16 protein-coding genes, 1 tRNA gene and 2 riboswitches are annotated in these 20,932 nt (G+C 62.5%); of the genes, 5 read left to right on the forward strand and 12 right to left on the reverse strand.

Annotation, left to right across the window (positions count from 1 at the left end; genetic code table 11):
- Positions 1 to 49 precede the first annotated feature (49 nt).
- Positions 50 to 1,258: a flagellar biosynthesis protein FlhB gene (gene flhB, locus AWB80_RS07510; protein ID WP_061174029.1), complete on the forward strand. Its 1,209-nt coding sequence runs from the start codon at positions 50 to 52 to the stop codon at positions 1,256 to 1,258.
- The gene (gene flhA / locus AWB80_RS07515; protein ID WP_061174030.1) at positions 1,255 to 3,363 is read left to right on the forward strand and encodes a flagellar biosynthesis protein FlhA; all 2,109 of its coding nucleotides are present in this window, start codon (positions 1,255 to 1,257) and stop codon (positions 3,361 to 3,363) included. Before flhB ends, flhA begins: the two co-directional genes overlap by 4 nt.
- On the opposite strand, the gene AWB80_RS43125 is transcribed toward flhA, so the two are convergent.
- The 6 genes from AWB80_RS43125 to gcvT form a co-directional block, all read right to left on the reverse strand.
- Positions 3,364 to 4,335: a DUF7946 domain-containing protein gene (locus tag AWB80_RS43125; RefSeq protein ID WP_143327990.1), complete on the reverse strand. Its 972-nt coding sequence runs from the start codon at positions 4,333 to 4,335 to the stop codon at positions 3,364 to 3,366.
- A 112-nt stretch (positions 4,336 to 4,447) separates the two neighbouring features.
- Positions 4,448 to 5,836 (reverse strand): L-serine ammonia-lyase, encoded by a 1,389-nt coding sequence (locus AWB80_RS07530; protein WP_061174033.1) that lies wholly within the window; start codon positions 5,834 to 5,836, stop codon positions 4,448 to 4,450.
- Between the two features lie 21 nt (positions 5,837 to 5,857).
- A complete protein-coding gene (locus AWB80_RS07535) occupies positions 5,858 to 6,961 on the reverse strand; it encodes an alginate lyase family protein (RefSeq protein ID WP_061174034.1) in 1,104 nt (367 codons plus the stop codon).
- 126 nt (positions 6,962 to 7,087) lie between these two features.
- Entirely contained in the window at positions 7,088 to 10,018 is a 2,931-nt protein-coding gene (gene gcvP, locus AWB80_RS07540) for an aminomethyl-transferring glycine dehydrogenase (RefSeq protein ID WP_061174035.1), read from the reverse strand.
- A 54-nt stretch (positions 10,019 to 10,072) separates the two neighbouring features.
- A complete protein-coding gene (gene gcvH, locus AWB80_RS07545; protein ID WP_061174036.1) occupies positions 10,073 to 10,453 on the reverse strand; it encodes a glycine cleavage system protein GcvH in 381 nt (126 codons plus the stop codon).
- A 62-nt stretch (positions 10,454 to 10,515) separates the two neighbouring features.
- The gene (gene gcvT, locus AWB80_RS07550; protein WP_061174037.1) at positions 10,516 to 11,649 is read right to left on the reverse strand and encodes a glycine cleavage system aminomethyltransferase GcvT; all 1,134 of its coding nucleotides are present in this window, start codon (positions 11,647 to 11,649) and stop codon (positions 10,516 to 10,518) included.
- Between the two features lie 117 nt (positions 11,650 to 11,766).
- Positions 11,767 to 11,905, reverse strand: a riboswitch (glycine riboswitch).
- Between the two features lie 10 nt (positions 11,906 to 11,915).
- Positions 11,916 to 12,016, reverse strand: a riboswitch (glycine riboswitch).
- 308 nt (positions 12,017 to 12,324) lie between these two features.
- Between gcvT and AWB80_RS07555 the strand changes: the two genes are divergently transcribed.
- Positions 12,325 to 13,401 (forward strand): beta family protein, encoded by a 1,077-nt coding sequence (locus tag AWB80_RS07555; RefSeq protein WP_061174038.1) that lies wholly within the window; start codon positions 12,325 to 12,327, stop codon positions 13,399 to 13,401.
- Here AWB80_RS07555 and AWB80_RS07560 read toward each other — a convergent pair.
- Positions 13,398 to 14,069 carry a sce7726 family protein gene (locus tag AWB80_RS07560; protein WP_160147420.1) on the reverse strand — a complete coding sequence of 224 codons (672 nt, stop codon included), beginning with the start codon at positions 14,067 to 14,069 and terminating at the stop codon, positions 13,398 to 13,400. The two genes, AWB80_RS07555 and AWB80_RS07560, sit on opposite strands and share 4 nt — an antisense overlap.
- A gap of 59 nt (positions 14,070 to 14,128) precedes the next feature.
- Positions 14,129 to 15,184, reverse strand: coding sequence for an oxidoreductase (locus AWB80_RS07565; RefSeq protein WP_061174040.1), 1,056 nt, complete (start codon positions 15,182 to 15,184; stop codon positions 14,129 to 14,131).
- Positions 15,185 to 15,330: 146 nt separating this feature from the next.
- On the opposite strand from AWB80_RS07565, the gene AWB80_RS07570 reads away from it, so the two are divergent.
- Positions 15,331 to 17,418, forward strand: coding sequence for a UvrD-helicase domain-containing protein (locus AWB80_RS07570; RefSeq protein WP_061174041.1), 2,088 nt, complete (start codon positions 15,331 to 15,333; stop codon positions 17,416 to 17,418).
- A 72-nt stretch (positions 17,419 to 17,490) separates the two neighbouring features.
- On the opposite strand, the gene AWB80_RS07575 is transcribed toward AWB80_RS07570, so the two are convergent.
- Positions 17,491 to 18,384: a c-type cytochrome gene (locus AWB80_RS07575; protein ID WP_061174042.1), complete on the reverse strand. Its 894-nt coding sequence runs from the start codon at positions 18,382 to 18,384 to the stop codon at positions 17,491 to 17,493.
- Positions 18,385 to 18,697: 313 nt separating this feature from the next.
- Between AWB80_RS07575 and AWB80_RS07580 the strand changes: the two genes are divergently transcribed.
- Positions 18,698 to 18,773 (forward strand) — tRNA-Arg (locus AWB80_RS07580).
- Between the two features lie 168 nt (positions 18,774 to 18,941).
- On the opposite strand, the gene AWB80_RS07585 is transcribed toward AWB80_RS07580, so the two are convergent.
- Genes AWB80_RS07585 through AWB80_RS07595 form a run of 3 tightly spaced genes read right to left on the reverse strand, consistent with a single transcriptional unit; the run spans position 18,942 to position 20,927 of the window.
- Positions 18,942 to 19,292, reverse strand: a complete 351-nt coding sequence (locus AWB80_RS07585) for a phage head closure protein (RefSeq protein WP_061174043.1) — start codon at positions 19,290 to 19,292, stop codon at positions 18,942 to 18,944.
- Entirely contained in the window at positions 19,292 to 19,615 is a 324-nt protein-coding gene (locus tag AWB80_RS07590; RefSeq protein ID WP_061174044.1) for a head-tail connector protein, read from the reverse strand. Before AWB80_RS07590 ends, AWB80_RS07585 begins: the two co-directional genes overlap by 1 nt.
- On the reverse strand, positions 19,596 to 20,927 hold the full coding sequence (locus AWB80_RS07595) for a phage portal protein (RefSeq protein ID WP_087131139.1): 1,332 nt from the start codon (positions 20,925 to 20,927) through the stop codon (positions 19,596 to 19,598). Before AWB80_RS07595 ends, AWB80_RS07590 begins: the two co-directional genes overlap by 20 nt.
- Positions 20,928 to 20,932: the final 5 nt, after the last annotated feature.

The following is a 20,932-nucleotide window of genomic DNA, read 5'->3' on the forward strand; positions in this document are numbered from 1 at the left end:
CTTCGCGCCGCCCGCACTGACAACGATGCAAGCAACGGAGTAAGGCCCGGTGGCAGAAGAAAGCGATCTCGAAAAAACCGAATCAGCCACTCCCAAGCGCCTGGAAAAGGCGCGGGAGGAAGGCCAGGTTGCGCGTTCGCGGGAGCTCGCGTCCTTCGCGCTGCTGGCGGCGGGATTTTTCGGCGTGTGGGGTTTGTCGGGGCCGATCAGCCAGCATCTGCAATCGATCTTGCGCGGCGCGTTCACCTTCGACCACGCGACCGTGCTCGACACGCGCCAGATGATGATCGGCGCGGCGAACGCAGGCAAGGAAGGCATGTTCGCGGTGCTGCCGGTTCTCGTGCTGACGGGTTTCGCCGCGCTCGCCGCACCGATGGCGCTCGGCGGCTGGCTCATCACGACGAAGCCGCTCGCGCCGAACTTCGGGCGTCTGAATCCGATCAGCGGTCTCGGCAAGATCTTTTCGGCGCAAGGGCCGGTTCAGCTCGGCATGTCGATGCTGAAGACGATGGTCGTCGGCGGCATGGCCGGCTCGGCGATCTGGAGCCGCAAGGCCGAAGTGCTCGGCCTGCTGACGAAACCGCTCACGCTCGCGCTCGCCGACGCGATGCATCTGATCTTCGTGTGCTGCGGCATGGCGATCGGCGGGTTGTTTCTGGTCGCAGCCGTCGACGTGCCGTATCAGCTTTACTCGCACGCCAAGAAGCTGCGCATGAGCAAGGAAGAAGTGAAGCGCGAGCACAAGGAAAACGAAGGCGATCCGCACATCAAGGGCAAGATCCGCTCGCAGCAGCGCGCGGCCGCGCGTCGCCGGATGATGCAGGCGATTCCGACCGCCGATGTGATCGTCACGAACCCGACGCACTTCGCCGTCGCGCTGAAATACACCGATGGCCAGATGCGCGCGCCGAAGGTCGTCGCAAAAGGCGTGAATCTGGTCGCGGGGCGTATCCGTGAACTGGGCCGCGAGCACAACGTGCCGCTGCTCGAAGCGCCGCCGCTGGCGCGCGCGCTGTATCACAACGTCGAGATCAACCGCGAGATTCCGGGCGCGCTGTATGGCGCGGTCGCGCAGGTGCTGGCGTGGGTCTACCAGCTCAAGCGCTACAAGGAAGATGGCGGCACGAAGCCGGACGAACCGTCCGATCTCGACGTGCCGAAGGAACTGGACAAGGGCGGCGTATCCGACGCCGACGCCGAACAGGAAGCCTCCGAGGCCCTGACCGGCGACAACACTGACAAGGGAGCCGCAGCATGAACGCGCGCGCTGGATTTTTCGCCAAACGGCCCGACGCGCTGGGCACGCAGAACTTGCGAGCCCTCGCCGGCCCGATCCTGATCTGCATGATCTTGGGCATGATGATTCTGCCCTTGCCCGCGTTTTTGCTGGACTTGCTGTTCACCTTCAACATCGCGCTGTCGGTGATGGTGCTGCTCGTCAGCATGTACACGCAGAAGCCGCTCGACTTCGCGGCGTTCCCGAGCGTGCTGCTGTTCTCGACGTTGCTGCGGCTGTCGCTGAACGTGGCGTCGACGCGTATCGTGCTGCTCGAAGGCCACACCGGCCCGGATGCGGCGGGTCAGGTGATCGAATCGTTCGGGCATTTTCTCGTCGGCGGGAATTTCGCGGTCGGTATCGTCGTGTTTGTGATTCTGATGATCATCAACTTCATGGTGATCACGAAGGGCGCGGGGCGGATCGCCGAAGTGGGCGCGCGCTTCACCCTCGACGCAATGCCCGGCAAGCAGATGGCCATCGACGCCGATCTGAACGCCGGCCTCATCAATGAGGAAACCGCGAAGAAGCGCCGCCAGGCCGTGGCGCAGGAAGCCGAGTTCTACGGTTCGATGGACGGTGCGAGCAAGTTCGTGCGCGGCGATGCGATCGCGGGCCTGTTGATCATGGTGATCAACGTCGTGGGCGGGCTGATCGTCGGCATGCTCCAGCACGACATGGACTTCGGGCACGCGGCGACCAACTACACGCTGCTGACCATCGGCGACGGCCTCGTCGCGCAGATTCCGTCGCTCATCATTTCGACGGCGGCGGGCGTGATCGTATCGCGCGTCGCGACCGAGGAAGACATCGGCACGCAGCTGACGGGCCAGTTGTTCCAGAATCCGCGCGTACTGATGATCACGGGCGTGATCATCGGCATCATGGGTCTGATTCCGGGCATGCCGCATTTCGCGTTCATGCTGCTCGGCGGCGGACTGATCTACGCCGCGCGCACGATGAACAAGCGCGCCGAGGCGAAGAAGAAGGCCAGCGCCGTCACCGATGTCACGCCGCTCGCGGCGAGCGCGGCGGCTGCATCGGCGGAAAATGCGGAGGCGAGCTGGGAAGATGTGTCGCTCATCGATCCGCTCGGGCTGGAAGTGGGTTATCGGCTGATTCCGCTCGTCGATCGCAACAGCGACGGCGAACTGCTCAAGCGCATCAAGGGCATTCGCAAGAAGTTCGCGCAGGAGATCGGTTTTCTGCCGCCGGTCATCCACATTCGTGACAATCTGGAACTCCGGCCGAACGGTTATCGGATCGCGCTGAAGGGCGTGGAAGTGGGTGTCGGCGAAGCGTTCCCGGGACAGTGGCTCGCGATCAATCCGGGACAGGTGTCCGCCGCGCTGCCGGGCGCGCAGACGCAGGATCCGGCATTCGGCCTGCCGGCGGTGTGGATCGACACGAATCTGCGCGAACAGGCGCAGGTGTACGGTTACACCGTCGTCGATGCGAGCACGGTCGTCGCGACGCATTTGAATCATCTCGTCGTGACGCATGCGGCCGAGTTGCTCGGGCGTCAGGAAGTGCAGGCGCTCCTCGAGCGCATCGGCAAGGACACGCCTTCGCTCACGGACGATCTCGTGCCAAAGGTGCTGTCGGTCACGACGCTGCAAAAGGTGTTGCAGAACCTGCTCGACGAAAGCGTGCCGATTCGCGACATGCGTACGATTCTCGACGCGTTGCAGGAACACGCGCCGCGCACGTCCGACCCGCACGATCTCACGGCGGCGGTGCGTCTCGCGCTGGGGCGTGCGATCACGCAGCAGTGGTATCCGGGCGCGGACGACTTGCAGGTGATGGGACTCGATCCGACGCTGGAGCGCGTGCTGTCGCAGGCGCTGTCGACGGGGGCGAATCCGGGGCTCGAACCGGGGCTCGCGCAAACGCTGATGAACTCGACACAGAACGCGATCATGCGTCAACAGAATCTGGGCTTGCCGCCGGTGCTGCTCGTGCAGCACTCGCTGCGTGCGATGCTGGCTCGTTTTCTCCGCAGAAGCCTGCCGCAGTTGAAGGTGCTGTCTTATGCGGAAGTGCCGGATACTCGGAATGTGAAGGTGGTGAATCTCATTGGGGCGTGATTACACCGACGCCTCGTGCAACTCCGGCTTCGATGTGTCGGAGATATAGAGCCGAATGGGATTGCCTTCGTCGTCCAGTTCCGCCTTCGCGAGAAAGCGGATCGGATCGGCTGAGGTCATCGCTTTCACGTAGCGATTGTTCGGGCGATCGAAAATCGGATCGACCACGATGGCCGGAATGCGCGAGGTTGCGCCTTCCAGCGTGAGTCTGCATGCGCCTGTGGTCATGTCGAATTGCGAGATGACGCCGACGTAGGGCTCAAGGTGCTCCGTGACCATGCCGGCACCAGGCGAGAAGGCGCGCTTGTGATCGGAGTCCAGCGTCATGAACTGCTTGCCTTCGGCGTAGAGGTCGATGCGTTGGCAGGAGCGGTCGATGGGGGACAGTGCCTGGCGTGCGGCGGGGCGCAGGGCGTCGGCGAGCTTGTCGGCGAGTGCTTTCAGCGTTTCGAAGTTATGTTGATTGTGCTGCAGGGACTGCTGCAGCGCTTCGTTCATATGCTTCGATTGATTCTGCAGCGCCTCATTCATGGACTTCGATTGGCTCTGCAGGGCATGCAGCGCTTCGTTCATATACTTCGTTTGGCCCTGCAGGGCTTCACTTAGAAATTTCATTTGATCTTGATCGCGTCGAGAAAGTACATACTGAACAACGACAGCGAGCACAGCCCCGAATGCACCAGACCACAGGTCTCTGCTAGTCGCCATGCTTTTCACCATCGCCAGGACTTCGAAGCAATGATGTTCGGCGACGGGAAGCGCAACCACACGAACATCGAGTGCATCGAGTTGTAGAATGAGTCTACCCGTTGCGAGCGTGTTCGCGCACAGCGCAAAGACAGAAGCAAAGCCCTGAATCGATACACCCAGCTGATTCAGATCTATCTCATGCGATGCAGTGTCATTGCCCTCGTACCGCACGCTGAGAACGCAGAGACTGACTTCGGAATTCGTATTGACAGCTTGCAGCATTGTTCGCTCCGCATGACATTCATATCGTCATGCTAAGCAAGGTGGTTGCGTTCAGAAATCCGCCGAACGGACGACTTGCGCCGAACCTCGGTCCGACGCAAGCCGCGAAGCCTCAACACTCCACAATATTCACCGCCAACCCGCCGCGCGACGTTTCCTTGTATTTGGTCTTCATATCCGCGCCGGTCTCCCGCATGGTCTTGATCACCGAATCCAGCGATACATAGTGAGACCCATCGCCCCGCATCGCCATGCGTGCGGCGTTGACGGCTTTGACGGAACCCATCGCGTTGCGCTCGATGCACGGAATCTGCACCATTCCGCCGACCGGATCGCACGTCAGCCCGAGGTTATGCTCCATGCCGATTTCCGCGGCATTCTCCACCTGCGCCGGTGTTCCGCCGAGCACCGCGGCCAGCGCGCCCGCCGCCATCGAACACGCGACGCCGACTTCGCCCTGGCATCCGACTTCAGCACCTGAGATGGACGCATTCATCTTGTACAGAATGCCGATCGCCGCCGCCGTCAGCAGAAAGTCGATCACGCCTTGCGTGTTCGACCCCGGCACGAAGCGATCGTAATAGTGCAGCACCGCCGGAATGATGCCCGCCGCGCCATTGGTCGGCGCCGTCACGACACGCCCGCCGATTGCGTTCTCCTCGTTCACCGCGATTGCATAGAGATTGATCCAGTCGATCATCGACAAAGGATCGCGCAGCGCCTGCTCCGGCTTGCCCGTCAGCGCCCGGTAAAGCTGCGGCGCGCGCCGCTTCACCTGGAACGGCCCCGGCAAATGCCCTTCCGCCTCCGGATTACCGATACCGCACCCACGCGCGACGCAATCCTGCATCACGTCCCAGATACGCAGAAGGCCGCTGCGGATTTCGTCCTCGCTGCGCCACACGCGCTCGTTTTCCCACATCAGTTGCGCGATCGACTTGCCCGATTCCGTGCACATCTTCATGAGCTCGTCGCCGGTCAGGAACGGATACGGCAAATGCTCGTACGCCGTTAGCACTGCCGTGTTCGCCGCGCCCGCCGTGACGACAAACCCGCCGCCCACCGACAGATACGTCGCCTCGCGCAGCAACGCGCCGTTCGCATCGAACGCGTGAAGCTTCATGCCGTTCGGATGCTCCGGCAACGCCTGCCGATAGAACGCGATGTTCTCCTTGATCGTGAACGGAATCTTGCGCGTGCCGAGCAGCGCGAGCGTCTTCGACGCGCGCACGGCGTCCAGCCGCGCGACGATGCTCGACGCATCCACGGTATCGGGTGCATCGCCCATCAGGCCGAGCATCACACCGCGGTCGGTGCCGTGGCCTTTGCCCGTCGCGCCGAGCGAGCCGTAGAGCTCGCACTTCACCGATGCCGTCGAGTCCAGCAGAGCGTCGCGCTCGAGCCCTTGCGCGAACATCAGCGCGGCGCGCATCGGTCCGACGGTGTGCGAACTCGAAGGGCCGATGCCGATCTTGAAGAGGTCGAATACGCTGACTGCCATGACTGCTCCTGCCTGTAAGAGTTATCGCGCCGGCAGCGGCAGACACACCGCGAGCCAGGCTGGCGGCGCCGGTGCGAGCCGCAACGCGACCGGCGTGTAGCGGCCGTCGAGACGTGCCGCGAGATGAAAGAGTTCAGCCGCGTTCTTCGGATCCCACTGTCCCGAGAAACCCGGCAATCCGGCTTCGCGCCGCTTGGCGTCGAACGGCACGGACGACTTCACGAACTCATCGTGCGTCTTTGTGCCGAGCGCGTACGGCGTGAGCCAGTTGAGCGCTTCGGCGAGCGTCGCGCCCGACTGCGCGCGCTCCGGCAGCCAGTTGCGGTTGTGCCGCCGCGCGGAGAGGGCCGCTGTCACGAGTGGCTGAAGATCGTAGGTGACGTAGCGCAGTGCATCGCGCTCGGCGAAATCGACGGTCGATCCATCCGGCGCGATGTTGTCGCCGATATGCTCGACGAACAGCCGCTGCGCCGCGTTGATGAGCTTGCGGTCATCGATCGTGAACGCGCCCATCGCCACCAGCTTCACGCGATGGCTCTGCCAGTTGTTCCGGTAATTGCCGGTGAGCGGCCGCGGCTGCTTGTCCATATCGGCGATATAACCGGTCACCATCTTCGTGATGAACGCGTTCGCCGCGTTGCGCGTCTTGACCGGCAGCGCGCTCGCGGTGAGGTCGTACGCGAGAATCAGCGATTCGAAGTTCGTCTCGTCGATCGGGTTGAAGCTCGGCTGATAAGTCGTCGTCCACGCGAGCAGGAAACGGTCGACCAGCCGCAGATAACGCTCGTCGCCGGTGGCGCGCCACGCGAGCGCGGCATCGCGCATCAGGCCGAGGTCTTTTTCCGCTTCGATGCTCTCGTCGTAAATGCCTTCATGCGGCAGCGTGCCTTCGGTGTGCAGCTTCGCGCGCGGCTTCGGCTGATCGCTCACATGCGATTGCACCATTTTCACGAGCGCCTTCACGCCGGGATCGGCGTTGGTGCGCTCGCTCGTCTGCATCGCGGGCGCGGCGCAAAAATTCATCGCGGCCTGCGCGGACGATGCCGCGATCAGCATCGCGCCGAGCATCGCTCGCGCCGCACGCACGCGGTTCGCCCCTTTCACCTCTCGCACCTTGAGCGCCATGTGTACTCCCTGTTTTGGCTTTTGGTCCGGGGTGAGATGTTAGCTGTTCTGGAACGCGCCGCAAAACCGCCCGACAATGCTTTACGCTTTCGGGCGGCGGTCTCTCTCAGGTTCCTGCGCGATGCCTTACTCGTCCGCGTATTCCGATACCGGCACGCACGAGCACATCAGGTTGCGATCGCCATACGCATTGTCCGCGCGGCCGACCGGCGACCAGTACTTGCGCGTCACCAGCGACTTCAACGGATACGCTGCCGACTCGCGCGTGTACGTGTGCGCCCACGCATCCGACGTGACCACCGCCGCCGTGTGCGGCGCATGCTTCAGCACGTTGTCCTCGCGATCGGCGCGCCCTTCTTCCACCGCGCGGATTTCCTCGCGGATCGCGATCATGGCGTCGATGAAGCGGTCGAGTTCTTCCTTCGATTCCGATTCCGTCGGCTCGACCATCAGCGTGCCGGGCACGGGGAAGCTCATCGTCGGCGCGTGGAAACCGTAGTCGATCAGGCGCTTCGCGACGTCTTCAACCGAGATACCGCTCGATTCCTTGATCGGCCGTACATCGAGAATGCACTCGTGCGCGACCAGTCCGCCCGCGCCGCTATACAGCACCGGATAATGCGGCGCGAGACGCTTCGCGACATAGTTCGCGGCGAGAATCGCGCTTTCGGTGGCGGCGGTGAGACCTTGCGCGCCCATCATCGCGATGTACATCCACGAGATCGGCAGGATCGCGGCCGAGCCGTAAGGCGCCGACGACACCGCGCCGATGCCCGCCTCATCGCGTTTGTAACCGGTGGATGCCTGATTCGGCAGGAATTTCGCCAGATGCGCGCCGACCGCGACCGGACCGACGCCCGGTCCGCCGCCGCCGTGCGGAATGCAGAACGTCTTGTGCAGGTTCAGGTGCGACACGTCGCCGCCGAACTGGCCGGGCGCGCACAGGCCGACCATCGCGTTCATGTTCGCGCCGTCGACATACACCTGGCCGCCGTGCGAATGCACGATGTCGCAAATCTCGCGGACATTGCGCTCGAACACGCCGTGCGTCGACGGATACGTGATCATGATCGCCGCGAGATTCGCGGAATGCTTCTCCGCCTTCGCCTTCAGATCGTCGATATCGACGTTGCCGTTCGCATCGCACGCGACGACGACGACCTGCATGCCCGCCATCTGCGCCGACGCCGGATTCGTGCCGTGCGCGGACGCCGGAATCAGACACACATTGCGATGACCTTCGCCGCGCGATTCGTGATACGCGTGGATGATGAGCAGGCCCGCGTATTCGCCTTGCGATCCCGCGTTCGGCTGCAGCGACACCGCCGCGTAACCGGTGCACGCGACGAGCATCTGTTCGAGCTGATCGATCATCGTGCGATAGCCGGCCGTCTGCTCGGCGGGCGCGAACGGGTGAATCTGCGCAAACTCGGGCCACGTCACCGGCAGCATTTCGGACGTTGCGTTGAGCTTCATCGTGCAGGAGCCGAGCGGGATCATCGTGCGATCGAGCGCGAGGTCCTTGTCGGCGAGGCTGCGCAGATAGCGCAGCATTTCGTGTTCGGAATGATGGCGATTGAAAACCGGATGCGTCAGGTATTCGCTCGTGCGGTGCAGTTCGGCCGGCAGCGAATCGGACGCGGCCTGATCGAGCGCGTCGATATCGAACGTTTCAGTCTTGCCCGCGACTTCCGCGAACAGCGCGAAGAGCTTGAGCAGATCGTCGCGCGTGGTGGTTTCGTCGAGCGATACGCCGACCTGCGTGGCGCTCACGTGGCGCAGATTGACATGCGCGGCGTAAGCAGCCTGATGCAGCCCGGTCGTGTTCGCGCCGCTGTCGATCGTGACCGTGTCGAAGAACGTGTCGTTGGCGATCGTAAAGCCGAGCTTCTTCACGCCCGCTGCGAAAATCGATGCCACGCGGTTCACGCGCAGTGCGATCGTCTTCAGACCGCGCGGGCCGTGATAGACGGCGTACATGCTCGCCATGATCGCGAGCAGCGCCTGCGCCGTGCACACATTCGACGTCGCCTTTTCGCGGCGAATATGCTGCTCGCGCGTTTGCAGCGCGAGACGCAGCGCGGAGTTGCCCTGCGCGTCGACGGTCACGCCGACGAGACGCCCCGGCATCTGGCGCTTGAATTCATCGCGCACGGCCATGTACGCCGCGTGCGGGCCGCCGAAGCCGACCGGCACGCCGAACCGCTGCGTATTGCCGATCGCGACATCCGCGCCCCATTCGCCCGGCGGCGTGATGAGCGTCAGCGCGAGCAGATCTGCCGCAGCGACCACATGGCCGCCGGCTGCGTGAATCGCTTCGGCCAGCGCGCGATAGTCGCGCACATCGCCGTTCGCGCCCGGATATTGCAGCAGCACGCCGAACGCGTTCGCGCTCGCGGCTTCGGCGGCCGGGCCGACCTTCACTTCGATGCCCGCGGGCTTAGCGCGCGTCTTCACCACTTCGATGGTCTGCGGCAGCACGTCATCGGCGACGTAGAACACGTTCGATTTCGGCTTGCCGACGCGTTGCAGCAGCGTCATCGCTTCGGCGGCGGCGGTGGCTTCGTCGAGCAGCGAGGCGTTCGCCATCGCAAGGCCGGTCAGGTCCATCACCATCTGCTGGAAGTTCAGCAGCGCTTCCAGACGCCCTTGCGAAATTTCCGGCTGATACGGCGTGTACGCGGTGTACCACGCCGGATTTTCGAGCACGTTGCGCAGGATCACCGCCGGCGTGTGCGTGCCGTAGTAGCCCTGGCCGATATAAGTTCGAAACACCAGATTCTCGTCCGCCAGCTTGCGCAGTGCCGCGAGCGCTTCCGCCTCGCTCTTGGGCTGCGTGAACGCGCCGAGCGGCAGCGTTTCCTTGCGGCGGATCGATTCAGGAATCACCGCGTCGATGAAGGCCGCGCGCGACGCGAAACCGAGCGCGTCGAGCATGGCGCGCTGGTCCGCGTCATCGGGGCCGATGTGCCGCTCGGCGAATGCGTCGTGGCATTCGAGCGCGGCGAGTGACAGGGAGGTGCGGTTCATCAGGCGATCCGGGTGTTCGAGCTTCATGTGAATTCCTGCGATGCGGCTCGTTTTCCGAGCCGCCATCGTCATTGAGATGAGTTATTCGCCGATCGACTTGCCGTAGCCTTCGGCGTCGAGCAGCTTGTCGAGATTGGCGTCGCCCGCCGGCTTGATCTTGAAGAGCCAGCTTTCGTACGGCGCGCCGTTCACCTGGTCGGGCGTCGCGCTGAGCGAGTCGTTGGCGGCGACGATCTCACCCGAGACCGGCGCGTAAATGTCGGATGCGGCCTTCACCGATTCGATCACGGCGATCGCGTCGCCCGCCGCGACGGTCTTGCCCGCAGCGGGCAGTTCGACGAACACGATGTCACCGAGCGCTTCCTGCGCGTGATCGGTGATGCCGACGGTCAGCGTGCCATCGGCTTCGGTGCGGACCCATTCGTGCGATTCGGTGTATTTCAGATCGGCCGGGATGCTCATTGAATGCTCCTTGCGTGGTTCTTTCGTGAGGTTCTTGATCGGAGAAAACGAGCGCGACGGCGTCAGGAAAGGTCGACGAGAACCTTGCCGTTGCGCACGAACGGAAGTTTTACCACGCGCGCGGGCAGTTGCTTGTCGCGGATGACGACCTGCACCGTGTCCCCGACGGCAACGGCCGTCGGCACGCGCGCGAACGCGATCGACTCCTGCATCGACGGCGAAAAGGTGCCGCTCGTGATTTCGCCGTCGCCGTGAGGCGTGACGACTTTCTGATGCGCGCGCAGCACGCCGCCCGCCTTGCCGTTTTCCTTGATCAGCACGAGCCCGACGAAGTTCGCTTTCGAACCGTGCGCTTCCAGCGCGCTGCGGCCGACGAAATCGCGCTCCGTTTTCAGATCGACGGTCCATGCAAGGCCGGCGTCGAGCGGCGAGACCTTCTCGTCCATGTCCTGACCGTACAGGTTCATGCCGGCTTCCAGACGCAGCGTGTCGCGCGCGCCGAGGCCGGCGGGCTTCACGCCGGCGGCGGCGAGCGCGTTCCACAGCGCTTCGACATGCGTCGCCGGGACGACGATCTCGAAACCGTCCTCGCCGGTGTAGCCGGTGCGCGCGAGCATCAGCTCACCGTATTGGGCATTCGGCGTCGACGGGAAAACGACCGCGTTGAACGGCTTGATGTCCTGAGTTTGCGCGCGCGTATCGGGCAGCACTTGCCAGGTTTTTTCGCGCGCGTTCGGGCCTTGCACGGCGATGATCGCCAGATCGCGGCGCGGCGTGATGGAAAGGTTGAATTCGCCTTCGGCGTTCAACTGGCCGAACCAGGCGATGTCCTTCTCCGCCGTCCCCGCGTTCACGACGACGCGAAAGCGCGTTTCGGAGAAGTAGTAGACGATCAGGTCGTCGATCACGCCGCCGTTGCCGTCGAGCAGGCACGAATAGAGCGCCTTGCCGGGCGTCGTGAGCTTGTCGACGTTATTGGCGATCGCGTACCGGAAGAATTCGCGGACGGCTTCGCCCTCGAAATCGACAACGCGCATGTGCGACACGTCGAACATGCCGGCGTCGGTGCGCACGGCGCGATGCTCGTCGATCTGCGAACCGTAGTTGACAGGCATGTCCCAGCCGCCGAAATCGACCATGCGCGCATTGAGCGCGAGGTGGGCAGCGTGCAGGGGCGTGTGTTGAAGAGAAGTCATCGGGGCCTCGGTTCGCCAGACAAAAAAGGCCACGCAGCGCACATTTCGCCTGGCGGATGGACCTTTCGTGCTGCCGGAAGCAGCGCGCAAGGCTCATGCCGCTGAGCGGTTGCGATGCGTGACCCCTCTGTCCTCGGTACCTGAGAGATTGCGCGAACCGTGCACGGTCGTGCCGCGGTTCATCGCGCGCCCCTTCGGTGGGCAGCTGGTTCGATCGTTTTCGATGAAACCGCTGCCGCTCTCCAGAGTGCGAGGAACTTCGTTCCTCGACGTCGTCGGTCCTTTTGCCTGAGAGTTTGCGGGTGTGCCCCTTCGGCGGCGCGGTTTCGATGCATACGGAAACCACGCGCTCTCCCGACGCGTGCGGCAGAATTTACGCGACCGAATTGGGGTTGTCAAACGGATTCGGGCGCGGTCAAGGGATCATGTAGTGGTCGGATTGATCAATCCGTCGAGCCTTCTCGATTGCGCTATCGTTCTTGAGCCAATTTGACGAGCCTTGGTGTCGCGAATCTGGCCGCCGTAGATACACGCCCTTTGTTTTGGATTTTGCTTGGCCTTATTTGACTGTGACGGGAGAAGCTATCCGTCAATTCGGATAAGTCGCCTTGATCACATGCCCGAGGCTTTTTAGGCTGATCGTCTTCTTTAAACTTTTAAAGTGAGACACCAAGTATGGACCTCGGGTTTGATTCCTATAGCTACTATCCCGCGTTACGAACACGGCAGGCTGAGCTCAAAGGCCTCGAGATGTTGAGACTCGATCGGAAGAGGCATATGCTCCCATTACTGACGTTAGGTCGCTGGCCAAAAGCAACCGATTTTGGTCGTTCGCTTGAAAAAGCAGCAGAATCAATGGAAGGCCTCCCATTCATTGTCGATCTGACTGATGATGGTCGACATCTTCCAGTGGAACACAAGACGCTGCGCGATGGCTCAGGACATTTCAAAGCTTGGAGAGACTTGACGAGTCAATTCGAGGCTGCGATTCCTGTTGTTCAGATGGGTGGAAATGCTCGAAGAAGGGACGTCGCGCAACAGGCTAGAGCAATCGAGGCAAAAGTCGGCAAAGTGGCGTTTCGAATTCGCGACTTCAAACAAGATACGGATGTTGTGGTTGGAGCACTGAATTCCCTCGACGATATTCTTAACGCCATTGTCTTTGTTGATTGCCAGTATATTCGCGCGTCGTTCGCCGCATATCATGCGGCCACTGTCTCGACTATCGACACTCTGCGCAACGAATTTCCCCAACTATATATAGTGATCCTCGGCACGAGCTTCCCTATGTCCGCACTTGACTTCGCGGATTCGTCAAAAACACACGGGACGATTGACATTGCTGAGCGCGCGCTTCACTCTCAGATTGGTGGCGACGCTGTGGCGGGATATGGCGATTACGGATCAATTCACTCCGTCGTTTACGACGATGCGACAATCATGCGATGGGTCCCTCGCATAGACTACCCACGCGAATTAGAATGGATTTTCGAGCGGCGTAATAGTGATCAGCCCGCCCAAGGCTACGTCGAATGCGCGAAAGCGTTGCTTGAAGTCGAGCCAGATATTGGCTCTCGCGATATTTGGGGTGAAGACATGATCCGGCTTGCTGCATCCGGAACACCGCACGCGAAAGCGCCGGCCTCTTGGATATCGGTCCGCGTTAATATTCATCTGTCGAAGCAAGTTGATTTGTCGCAATACCTAGCTGCGAATTCAGCAGCGCCGTCAGACACAGAAGACCAAGACTAACTCAACCTACGGGGAGTCGCTGTTGTGCTCCCCGTCGTCTGCGCCTGCAAGAGGAATCGTTGAAGATTGCTTTCCATGCTCTGCGTTACTCGCTCTTGCCCGTGAACTTGCAGTGGATTGGTTTTCCGTTTCGATTCCAATCTCGCAGTTCTCCTCCTCATGAACTCCAGCACGTAGATTCGAATCGTCTCGTGGTCTAGCTTATTCGCGTGGCAGATTAATGAGCCTCGGTCACCAGTCGAACATTGATCATGCCGGCGAAGCAATTGACGTAGCTCATCGACTGGTAGAAACGTGAGCAGATTGGACTTGATGACCCTTCGACTACGAGCGCTACGATGTTCGTTCAAATCGCCCGAAGCCGTTGCCTCCCATAGCCCCACTCTGCGAGGCAAGCGTCCCATAACTTGGAGCAGATGCTTAGTCGCAACGACGACCGTCACCTGCTCAAAGTGATTCGCGTAAACTGACAACTGGCCCGGCAGTCGCTCTAACGAGTCTCGCGCACTCTTGATTTCAAATGCAGCCAATTTTGCGTTGACAGCAACGAGATCTGCGCGGCGGGCGAAATTGCTGATGAACATTTCACGAAAAAATACCGTATCTTGCGACTCTTTTTGAATCGACAAACGTTCGACAATTCGATCTCTAATCTCTGATTCCGTCATTGGCCTCTCCATAACGCCCCCGGTACGATCCCCACGCGAAAGTATTTTTCAGAAGGTTGTCAGGCAACCACCCTTCCATGCGGGAACGCCACCCGCCGCCCCTCCCTCTCACTCTGAATCGCCAGTTCGATGATCGTCATCGTATCGACCGCGTCCTGCGGCGAAACCGGAAACGGCTTGCCCTCCTGAATCGACGCCGCCAGCGCCCGATAAAACTCGATATACGCGCCATCCTTCGTGGCGAATTCGTGACGCAGATCGAGATCGCCGTCGACTTCGCGCAGCACGCCCGGCGGATTCTTCGCAAACTCCGCGTTCCCCGGCCGCATGCCCGCGCGCAACTGATCTTCCTGCGTATCGAGACCGTTCTTCACATAGCTGCCGCGCGTGCCGTGGATCGCGAAACGCGGCGGCTCCAGCGCCGCGAGCGCGCTCGCGTGCAGGATCACTTCCTTGTCGTCGTAGCCGAGCACGAGATGCACGTAATCCGGCGCGTGCGCGTGATCGCGATGCGCCTTCACGAACGCCGTCACCGTCTGCGGGGCGCCAAAAAGCGTCAGCGCCTGATCGATCAGATGCGGCCCCAGATCGAACAGCAAGCCGCCGCCGCGCTCCGCTTCCTCGCGCCAGCGCTGCGGCACTTTCGGGCGGAAACGGTCGAAATGCGATTCGTAATGCGTGATGCGCCCGAGCCGCCCGCTTTCGATGAGCGCGCGCACCGTCATGAAGTCGCCATCCCAGCGGCGATTGTGAAACGGCGCGAACACGAGACCTTTTTGCTGCGCGAGATCGGCGAGCGTGCGGGCGTCGCGCGCGGACAGCGTCACCGGCTTGTCGACAACCACGTGCTTGCCCGCCGACAGCGCACGCTGCGCGAGATCGAAGTGCGTGTCGTTCGGCGTCGCGACGACGACGCATTCGAGCCCGTCGACGGCGAGCAGTGCGTCGAAATCCGCGACGATGCGTGCGTTCGGATAATCGGCCTGGGCGCGCTCGGCCTGGCTCGTCGCGATGGCCGTGACTTCCGCCCGGCCGCAGTGCTCGATGACGGGCGCGTGAAACGTCGCCCCGGCGAGGCCGTAACCCATTACGCCGACTTTGAGTGCTGTGTTCATGCGGGCATCGTCCTGTCGTAAATTCGTTCGAATATTGTGGCACGAACCGGGGACGGAACCGCGCCGCCGCTATCGTGTTAACATCGCGCTCTCCTTCGCGCGCGGGCAACAGCTAAGCGCGCCCCAAACTCCAGAAGCCCAAAACGATGTCCGCAGGTCTGAACGCCGCGCAAAGCGAAGCCGTGCGCTATCTCGATGGACCCTGTCTCGTGCTCGCCGGCGCCGGCAGCGGCAAGACGCGCGTGATCACGCAGAAGATCGCGCATCTGATCGAAGGACGCGGCTTCGAGCCGAAGCACATCGCCGCGCTCACCTTCACGAACAAGGCCGCGCTCGAAATGCGCGAGCGCACCGCGAAACTGCTCGAAGGCAAGACGCTCACGACCCCCGGCAAGGAAGGCCGCAAGATTCCCGTCAATCAGTTGACGATCTGCACCTTTCACTCGCTCGGCGTGCAGATCATGCGGCAGGAAGCGGAGCACGTCGGGCTGAAGCCGCAGTTCTCCATCATGGATTCGGACGATTGCTTCGGCATGGTTCAGGAGCAGCTCGGCACGACGGACAAGGGACTGATCCGCAAGGTGCAGTCGACGATCTCGCTGTGGAAAAACGCGATGGTCTCGCCCGATCAGGCCGCCGTGCTCGCGAGCAACGAGGACGAGCATCAGGCGGCGATCGTCTTTCGCAGTTACGCGGCGACGCTGCACGCGTATCAGGCGCTCGATTTCGATGATCTGATCCTGCGCCCCGCGCAACTTTTCGCGGAGAACGAGCAGGTGCGCGACAAGTGGCAGAATCGCCTGCGCTATCTGCTCATCGACGAATATCAGGACACCAACGCCTGTCAGTACGAGTTGCTGAAGCAGCTTGCCGGCCCGCGCGCCGCGTTCACGGCGGTCGGCGACGACGATCAGGCCATCTACGGCTGGCGCGGCGCGACGCTCGAAAACCTCGCGCAACTCGGCAAGGATTTCCCGAAGCTGCATGTGGTCAAGCTGGAGCAGAACTATCGCTCGACGGTGCGCATTCTGACGGCGGCGAACAACGTCATCGCGAACAATCCGAAGCTGTTCGAGAAGAAGCTGTGGTCCGAGCACGGCATGGGCGACACGATCACCGTCACCGGCTGCAACGACGAGGAGCACGAGGCCGAATCCGTCGTGTTCCGGCTGTCGGCGCACAAGTTCGAGCGGCGCACGCAGTTTCGCGACTACGCGATTCTCTATCGCGGCAACTTCCAGGCGCGCATCTTCGAGCAGGTTTTGCGGCGCGAGCGGATTCCCTATGTGCTATCGGGCGGGCAGTCGTTCTTCGACAAGGCCGAGATCAAGGATCTCATCGCGTATCTGCGTCTGATCGCGAATCCCGACGACGATCCCGCGTTCATCCGCGCGATTACGACGCCACGGCGGGGCGTCGGCAACACGACGCTCGAAGCGCTCGGCGCGTTCGCGGGCGCGGCGAAGGTGTCGCTGTTCGAGGCGGTGTTCATGGGCGGCATCGAGGCACGTCTGTCGGCGCGGCAGGTCGAGCCGCTGCGCACGTTCTGCGAATGGATTCGCCGCCTGTCGGACCGCGCCGCGCGTGATCCCGCGACCGAAGTGCTCGACGACATGATGGAAGCCATTCACTACGAGGCGTATCTCTACGACGCGTACGACGAGCGCCAGGCGCAATCGAAATGGCAGAACGTGCTCGAATTTCTCGAATGGCTCAAGCGCAAGGGCACGAAGCCGGAGGCCGCGCCCGGAACGGAGCAGACCGGCTACGACACCGCCGACGGTTTCGCCGATGAAGGCAAGAATCTGCTCGGCCTGATCCAGACTGTCGCGTTGATGTCGATGCTCGAAGGCAAGGAAGAAGATCCGGATGCGGTGCGTCTGTCGACGGTGCATGCGTCGAAAGGGCTGGAGTACCCGCACGTATTTCTGGTGGGTGTCGAGGAAGGCATCATGCCGCATCGCGGCGGCTCGGACGATGACGCGCCCGTCGACGATGCGCGCATCGAGGAAGAGCGGCGGCTGATGTATGTCGCGATCACGCGGGCGCAGCGCAGCCTGCATCTGAACTGGTGCAAGAAACGAAAGCGCGCGAGGGAGACGGTGGTGTGCGAGCCGTCGCGTTTCATCCCGGAGATGCTGCTCGACGATGCGCCGCCGCCGACGGCCGAGGAAAAGCCGCTTTCGCCGAAGGACCGCATGGCGATGCTCAAGGCGATGTTGCAGAAGAGCTGATGCTTTTTCGTGCTTCAAATAAAAAACCCTGCGCCATGAAACGCAGGGTTTTTTTGTGGCCCGGCGAAAACATTACTTGGCCGCGTTCACCATGTAGTCGACGGCTGCTTTCACGTCCGCATCCGGTGCGTTCGATCCGCCCTTCGGCGGCATCGCGCCCTTGCCGTGCAGCGCGTAGTTGTAGACGGTGTCCATCGGCTCCTTGAGGCGCGGTTCCCATGCGGCCTTGTCGCCGAACTTCGGCGCGTTGAGCACGCCGGCTGCGTGACAGGCCTGGCAGACCTGCTCGTAGAGCGCCTTGCCGGCCTGGGCGGCATCGGCGCTTTGGGCGCCAGCCGCCGGCGCCGCGGCCTGCGGCACGGACGCCAGCGCTGCGACAGCCGCAGCCGCCTGGGCGTTCTCATTGGCGCTCGCGCCTGCCGGAGCCGCCGCCGCACCCGATGCGCCCGCGCTCGCTGCCGCGCCCGATGCGGGTTGAGCCGGTTCCGCCAGTTTGCCGCCGCTGCCGTTCGCCATGTAGACGACCGCACGCGCGATTTCGAAGTCGCTGTAATCGTCGGGACTGGTGCCGCCGCGCGCGGGCATCGCGCCTTTGCCGTTGAGCGCGTTGTGCAGGAGCGTGTCGTAACCTTCGCCTATGCGCGCCGCCCACGCGCCGGCATCGCCGAACTTGGGTGCGCCGGCCGTGCCCGCTGTGTGACAGGCGGAGCACACGGCCTTGAAGACTTCTTCGCCGGTTTTGTAGACGCGCGGCGCGTTGGCGTCGCGGACATCGACCTGCGCGGCGGGCGCGATGCGTTCCTTCACCGATTGCTCGATGTCCGTGCCCGCGCCGATGCGCGTCGAGTTGTTCACGTACACCGCGAGCAGGATGATGATGGCGACCGGGATGCCGAATCCCGCGATGACCGCGGCGATGAGTTGGCCGGGTGTCTTGATCGGGGCTCCGTGGGGTGCTTCGCTCATGCTTGTCTCGTCTCCCGTTTTTTGGTGTGAGTCGGTTCAGTGACAGCGTGACAGCTACCGCATTGCGCTTGCGCGCGCCTTGGGGAAAGGCACGGTCGATTATAGACGGAACGCTTAACTGTCGGCGCGGGGTGGCGGACGCAGTGGAGCGGGCGTATACCCGAATCGTGTGATGCTTGCGACGATGTATCGCGCGACGCGTCCGTCCCCATGCGATGGACGAAGTCACGGAAAACAGGTATCCTCTCGGATTCGCATGGGCCTTGCAGCCGCCTTTCGGTGTGCTTCTTTCTTCGCAAGGCATCCCTCCGATGCGCCCGTAGCTCAATGGATAGAGTACTGCCCTCCGAAGGCAGGGGTTGCTGGTTCGATCCCAGCCGGGCGCGCCAAGTGTGACAAGCCTCCCCGCCCAATTGCTTACCCCGAACGATAGTGCGCCAAACCCCTAGGGCCGCACGAGGGCCGATCAAGCGAGCAACGGACTTGCAATAACCGAAGGGGGTAGCGATTTGCCACCCCCTTTTGCTTTTTGCGTCGATTAATGGAATTCCAGAATCTCAATCTGACTCGTCATTTCCACGGGGTGGAAGGTGGAAGTCGTCCGTCTGGCAGATGAGATCGACGTACTCTCGGCCGGCGTAATCCGGCTGCACTGCCTTGATTCGGAACCCAGCGTCGCCGTGCACCACGTGCATGCCCGCTTTCACGTCACGCCGAAACCGAATGCGAATGCTCGCCGTCCCCAGCGAGATGTTCGAGTCGGCCGCCAACACTTCTTTGCCGCTGAGCATGCGGATGTTTGCCGGAACGGTCGCCACTGTCTCCCAGCGAATGTCCATCTCCCCCGGCTTCGCTTCTGCCTGCCGTTCGATGCGCACCGTTCGGTCCAACGAGCCAGCCTTCAGCATTACGCCACCGCCGGATCACGATGGCGCATCAGCAGCGACACGACGGCCGGGCTGATCGGGTCTGTGCCGCCTTCCCGGTCCGCATAGAGGTGCCCGAGCACGAGCAGTACGGCAGCGCGCACGGGACCCGGCACCGTGCTTGCCGTCGAGTCGGTCTCGACCTTCCATTCCTCAGGCACGGGTTTCTTCAGATAGTCCATCACGATGTCGCTGGCCGCCTCGATGAGGTCATTGATTGCGGTGTCGTCTTCACCGGGCACCACGCGCAGATGCAAGCAGGCGCGCGCCAGCGAGACGAGCGGCTTATTTGGGGTCGTCGCCATGAGTTGGTTCAGTCGGTTCGCTGCGTTCGGTGCGGCTCGGTGCGGGAGACTTGTCGCGCTCGGCGAGCGCCGAGAGTGCGTAATTCTGCTGTTGCAGGTAAGGGGTGTCGCCGCCCGCCACCGGCGGCATGTTTTCGGCCGCGCGCGCCTCGTTCGGCGCCATCCAGCCGCCGCCGACCGCTTTCGAATGCGCGTCGTACCGCGCGACCGGATCCATGCGCAATAGGCCACGCACATCGACCTCGAAGCCCTGACCGTCTGGCGCATCAAGACCTTCGTCCAGGCACAGCTCAAGCTCTTCAATAGGCGCCTGCAAGCAGTCGGTGTAATACGACTGCTCGAGCGCGCCGATATTGGCGGCCGTCTTCGAGCCGGTGGGGTCCGCGCCGATCTTATACAGCGGCACATGGAAGCAACGTGCGACATCCTCTACCGCCCATTTCAGCTGCTCGATGAGCTGCGCGTCGATTGCGCTCATCATGACGGTCGAGTACTGCAGACCGTCGCCCACTACTGCGACACGGCCTGCGTTTTCCCCGCCGTAATTCGTTTCCCAATGCTTCTTGAGACGGTCCGCCGTCTCGTCGCTGATCTTGCCCGTGGTCGACAGGATGCCGCCCGGGCGCGACATGTTGCCGAAGAACTTGCGGCTGTTGAACTGGATGCGGTTGCCCATCGTGCCGGCGGCCGCGGCTGCGACGATTGGCGACACGCCGATGAGCGGATGCCAGGGGCAGATGCCCCGATCGTGGATGATCTCCGCTGCCGGTACAGTAATCTGCTCGGGCAAGCCTTTGAGCGGATCCGCGCCGAGCTGATAGAACACCGCGCCACTGGTCGCCACCAGCGGCCGCACGCGCGTCGGATCGAGCACGTACATGGCGATGACGTTACGCATGGCGTCTCTCACCAGCAGCACGTACACGTTGCCGAAGAGCAGTTTCGACGCTTGCCACGCCTTCACGAACTGGATGCGGTTCTGATACGCATTCGGGCGACGCAGCGGCGTTGTAAAGCGGGGCGCGCGGTACTCCCGCCAGATCACGCCCTCGCGCCTCACGTATCGGATGCCGAGTTTGGCAATGTCAGAGGCGATGCGATCGACGCACGCATAGACTGCCGAGAAGGCCAGCAGGTCCTCTCGGCAGTCGAGCGCTTCGCCCGACTGCCATGCACCTGCAAACGCCTCGCGAATCATGCCAATGAAGCTGCTCGCACTGCCCACCGGGACGGCCTGGGGGCCGTTCGCTGACGCTACGGAAACGACCGACGCGTGACGGGCCGACTTAAGCTGCCAAGGAAACAGGTGCATCAATG

Origin of the sequence: Caballeronia pedi, assembly GCF_001544915.2 — a bacterium.
Classification (GTDB): domain Bacteria; phylum Pseudomonadota; class Gammaproteobacteria; order Burkholderiales; family Burkholderiaceae; genus Caballeronia; species Caballeronia pedi.

Coding starts and splice junctions, on each gene's coding strand:
- AWB80_RS07585 (WP_061174043.1), bottom strand. CDS start 19,292: ATGCTGAAGGCTGGCTCGTTGGACCGAACGGTGCGCATCGAACGGCAG.
- gcvP (WP_061174035.1), bottom strand. CDS start 10,018: ATGAAGCTCGAACACCCGGATCGCCTGATGAACCGCACCTCCCTGTCA.
- AWB80_RS07590 (WP_061174044.1), bottom strand. CDS start 19,615: ATGGCGACGACCCCAAATAAGCCGCTCGTCTCGCTGGCGCGCGCCTGC.
- AWB80_RS07530 (WP_061174033.1), bottom strand. CDS start 5,836: ATGGCAGTCAGCGTATTCGACCTCTTCAAGATCGGCATCGGCCCTTCG.
- AWB80_RS07535 (WP_061174034.1), bottom strand. CDS start 6,961: ATGGCGCTCAAGGTGCGAGAGGTGAAAGGGGCGAACCGCGTGCGTGCG.
- AWB80_RS07565 (WP_061174040.1), bottom strand. CDS start 15,184: ATGAACACAGCACTCAAAGTCGGCGTAATGGGTTACGGCCTCGCCGGG.
- AWB80_RS07555 (WP_061174038.1), top strand. CDS start 12,325: ATGGACCTCGGGTTTGATTCCTATAGCTACTATCCCGCGTTACGAACA.
- AWB80_RS07560 (WP_160147420.1), bottom strand. CDS start 14,069: ATGACGGAATCAGAGATTAGAGATCGAATTGTCGAACGTTTGTCGATT.
- flhA (WP_061174030.1), top strand. CDS start 1,255: ATGAACGCGCGCGCTGGATTTTTCGCCAAACGGCCCGACGCGCTGGGC.
- AWB80_RS07595 (WP_087131139.1), bottom strand. CDS start 20,927: ATGCACCTGTTTCCTTGGCAGCTTAAGTCGGCCCGTCACGCGTCGGTC.
- gcvH (WP_061174036.1), bottom strand. CDS start 10,453: ATGAGCATCCCGGCCGATCTGAAATACACCGAATCGCACGAATGGGTC.
- AWB80_RS07575 (WP_061174042.1), bottom strand. CDS start 18,384: ATGAGCGAAGCACCCCACGGAGCCCCGATCAAGACACCCGGCCAACTC.
- AWB80_RS43125 (WP_143327990.1), bottom strand. CDS start 4,335: ATGCTGCAAGCTGTCAATACGAATTCCGAAGTCAGTCTCTGCGTTCTC.
- gcvT (WP_061174037.1), bottom strand. CDS start 11,649: ATGACTTCTCTTCAACACACGCCCCTGCACGCTGCCCACCTCGCGCTC.
- AWB80_RS07570 (WP_061174041.1), top strand. CDS start 15,331: ATGTCCGCAGGTCTGAACGCCGCGCAAAGCGAAGCCGTGCGCTATCTC.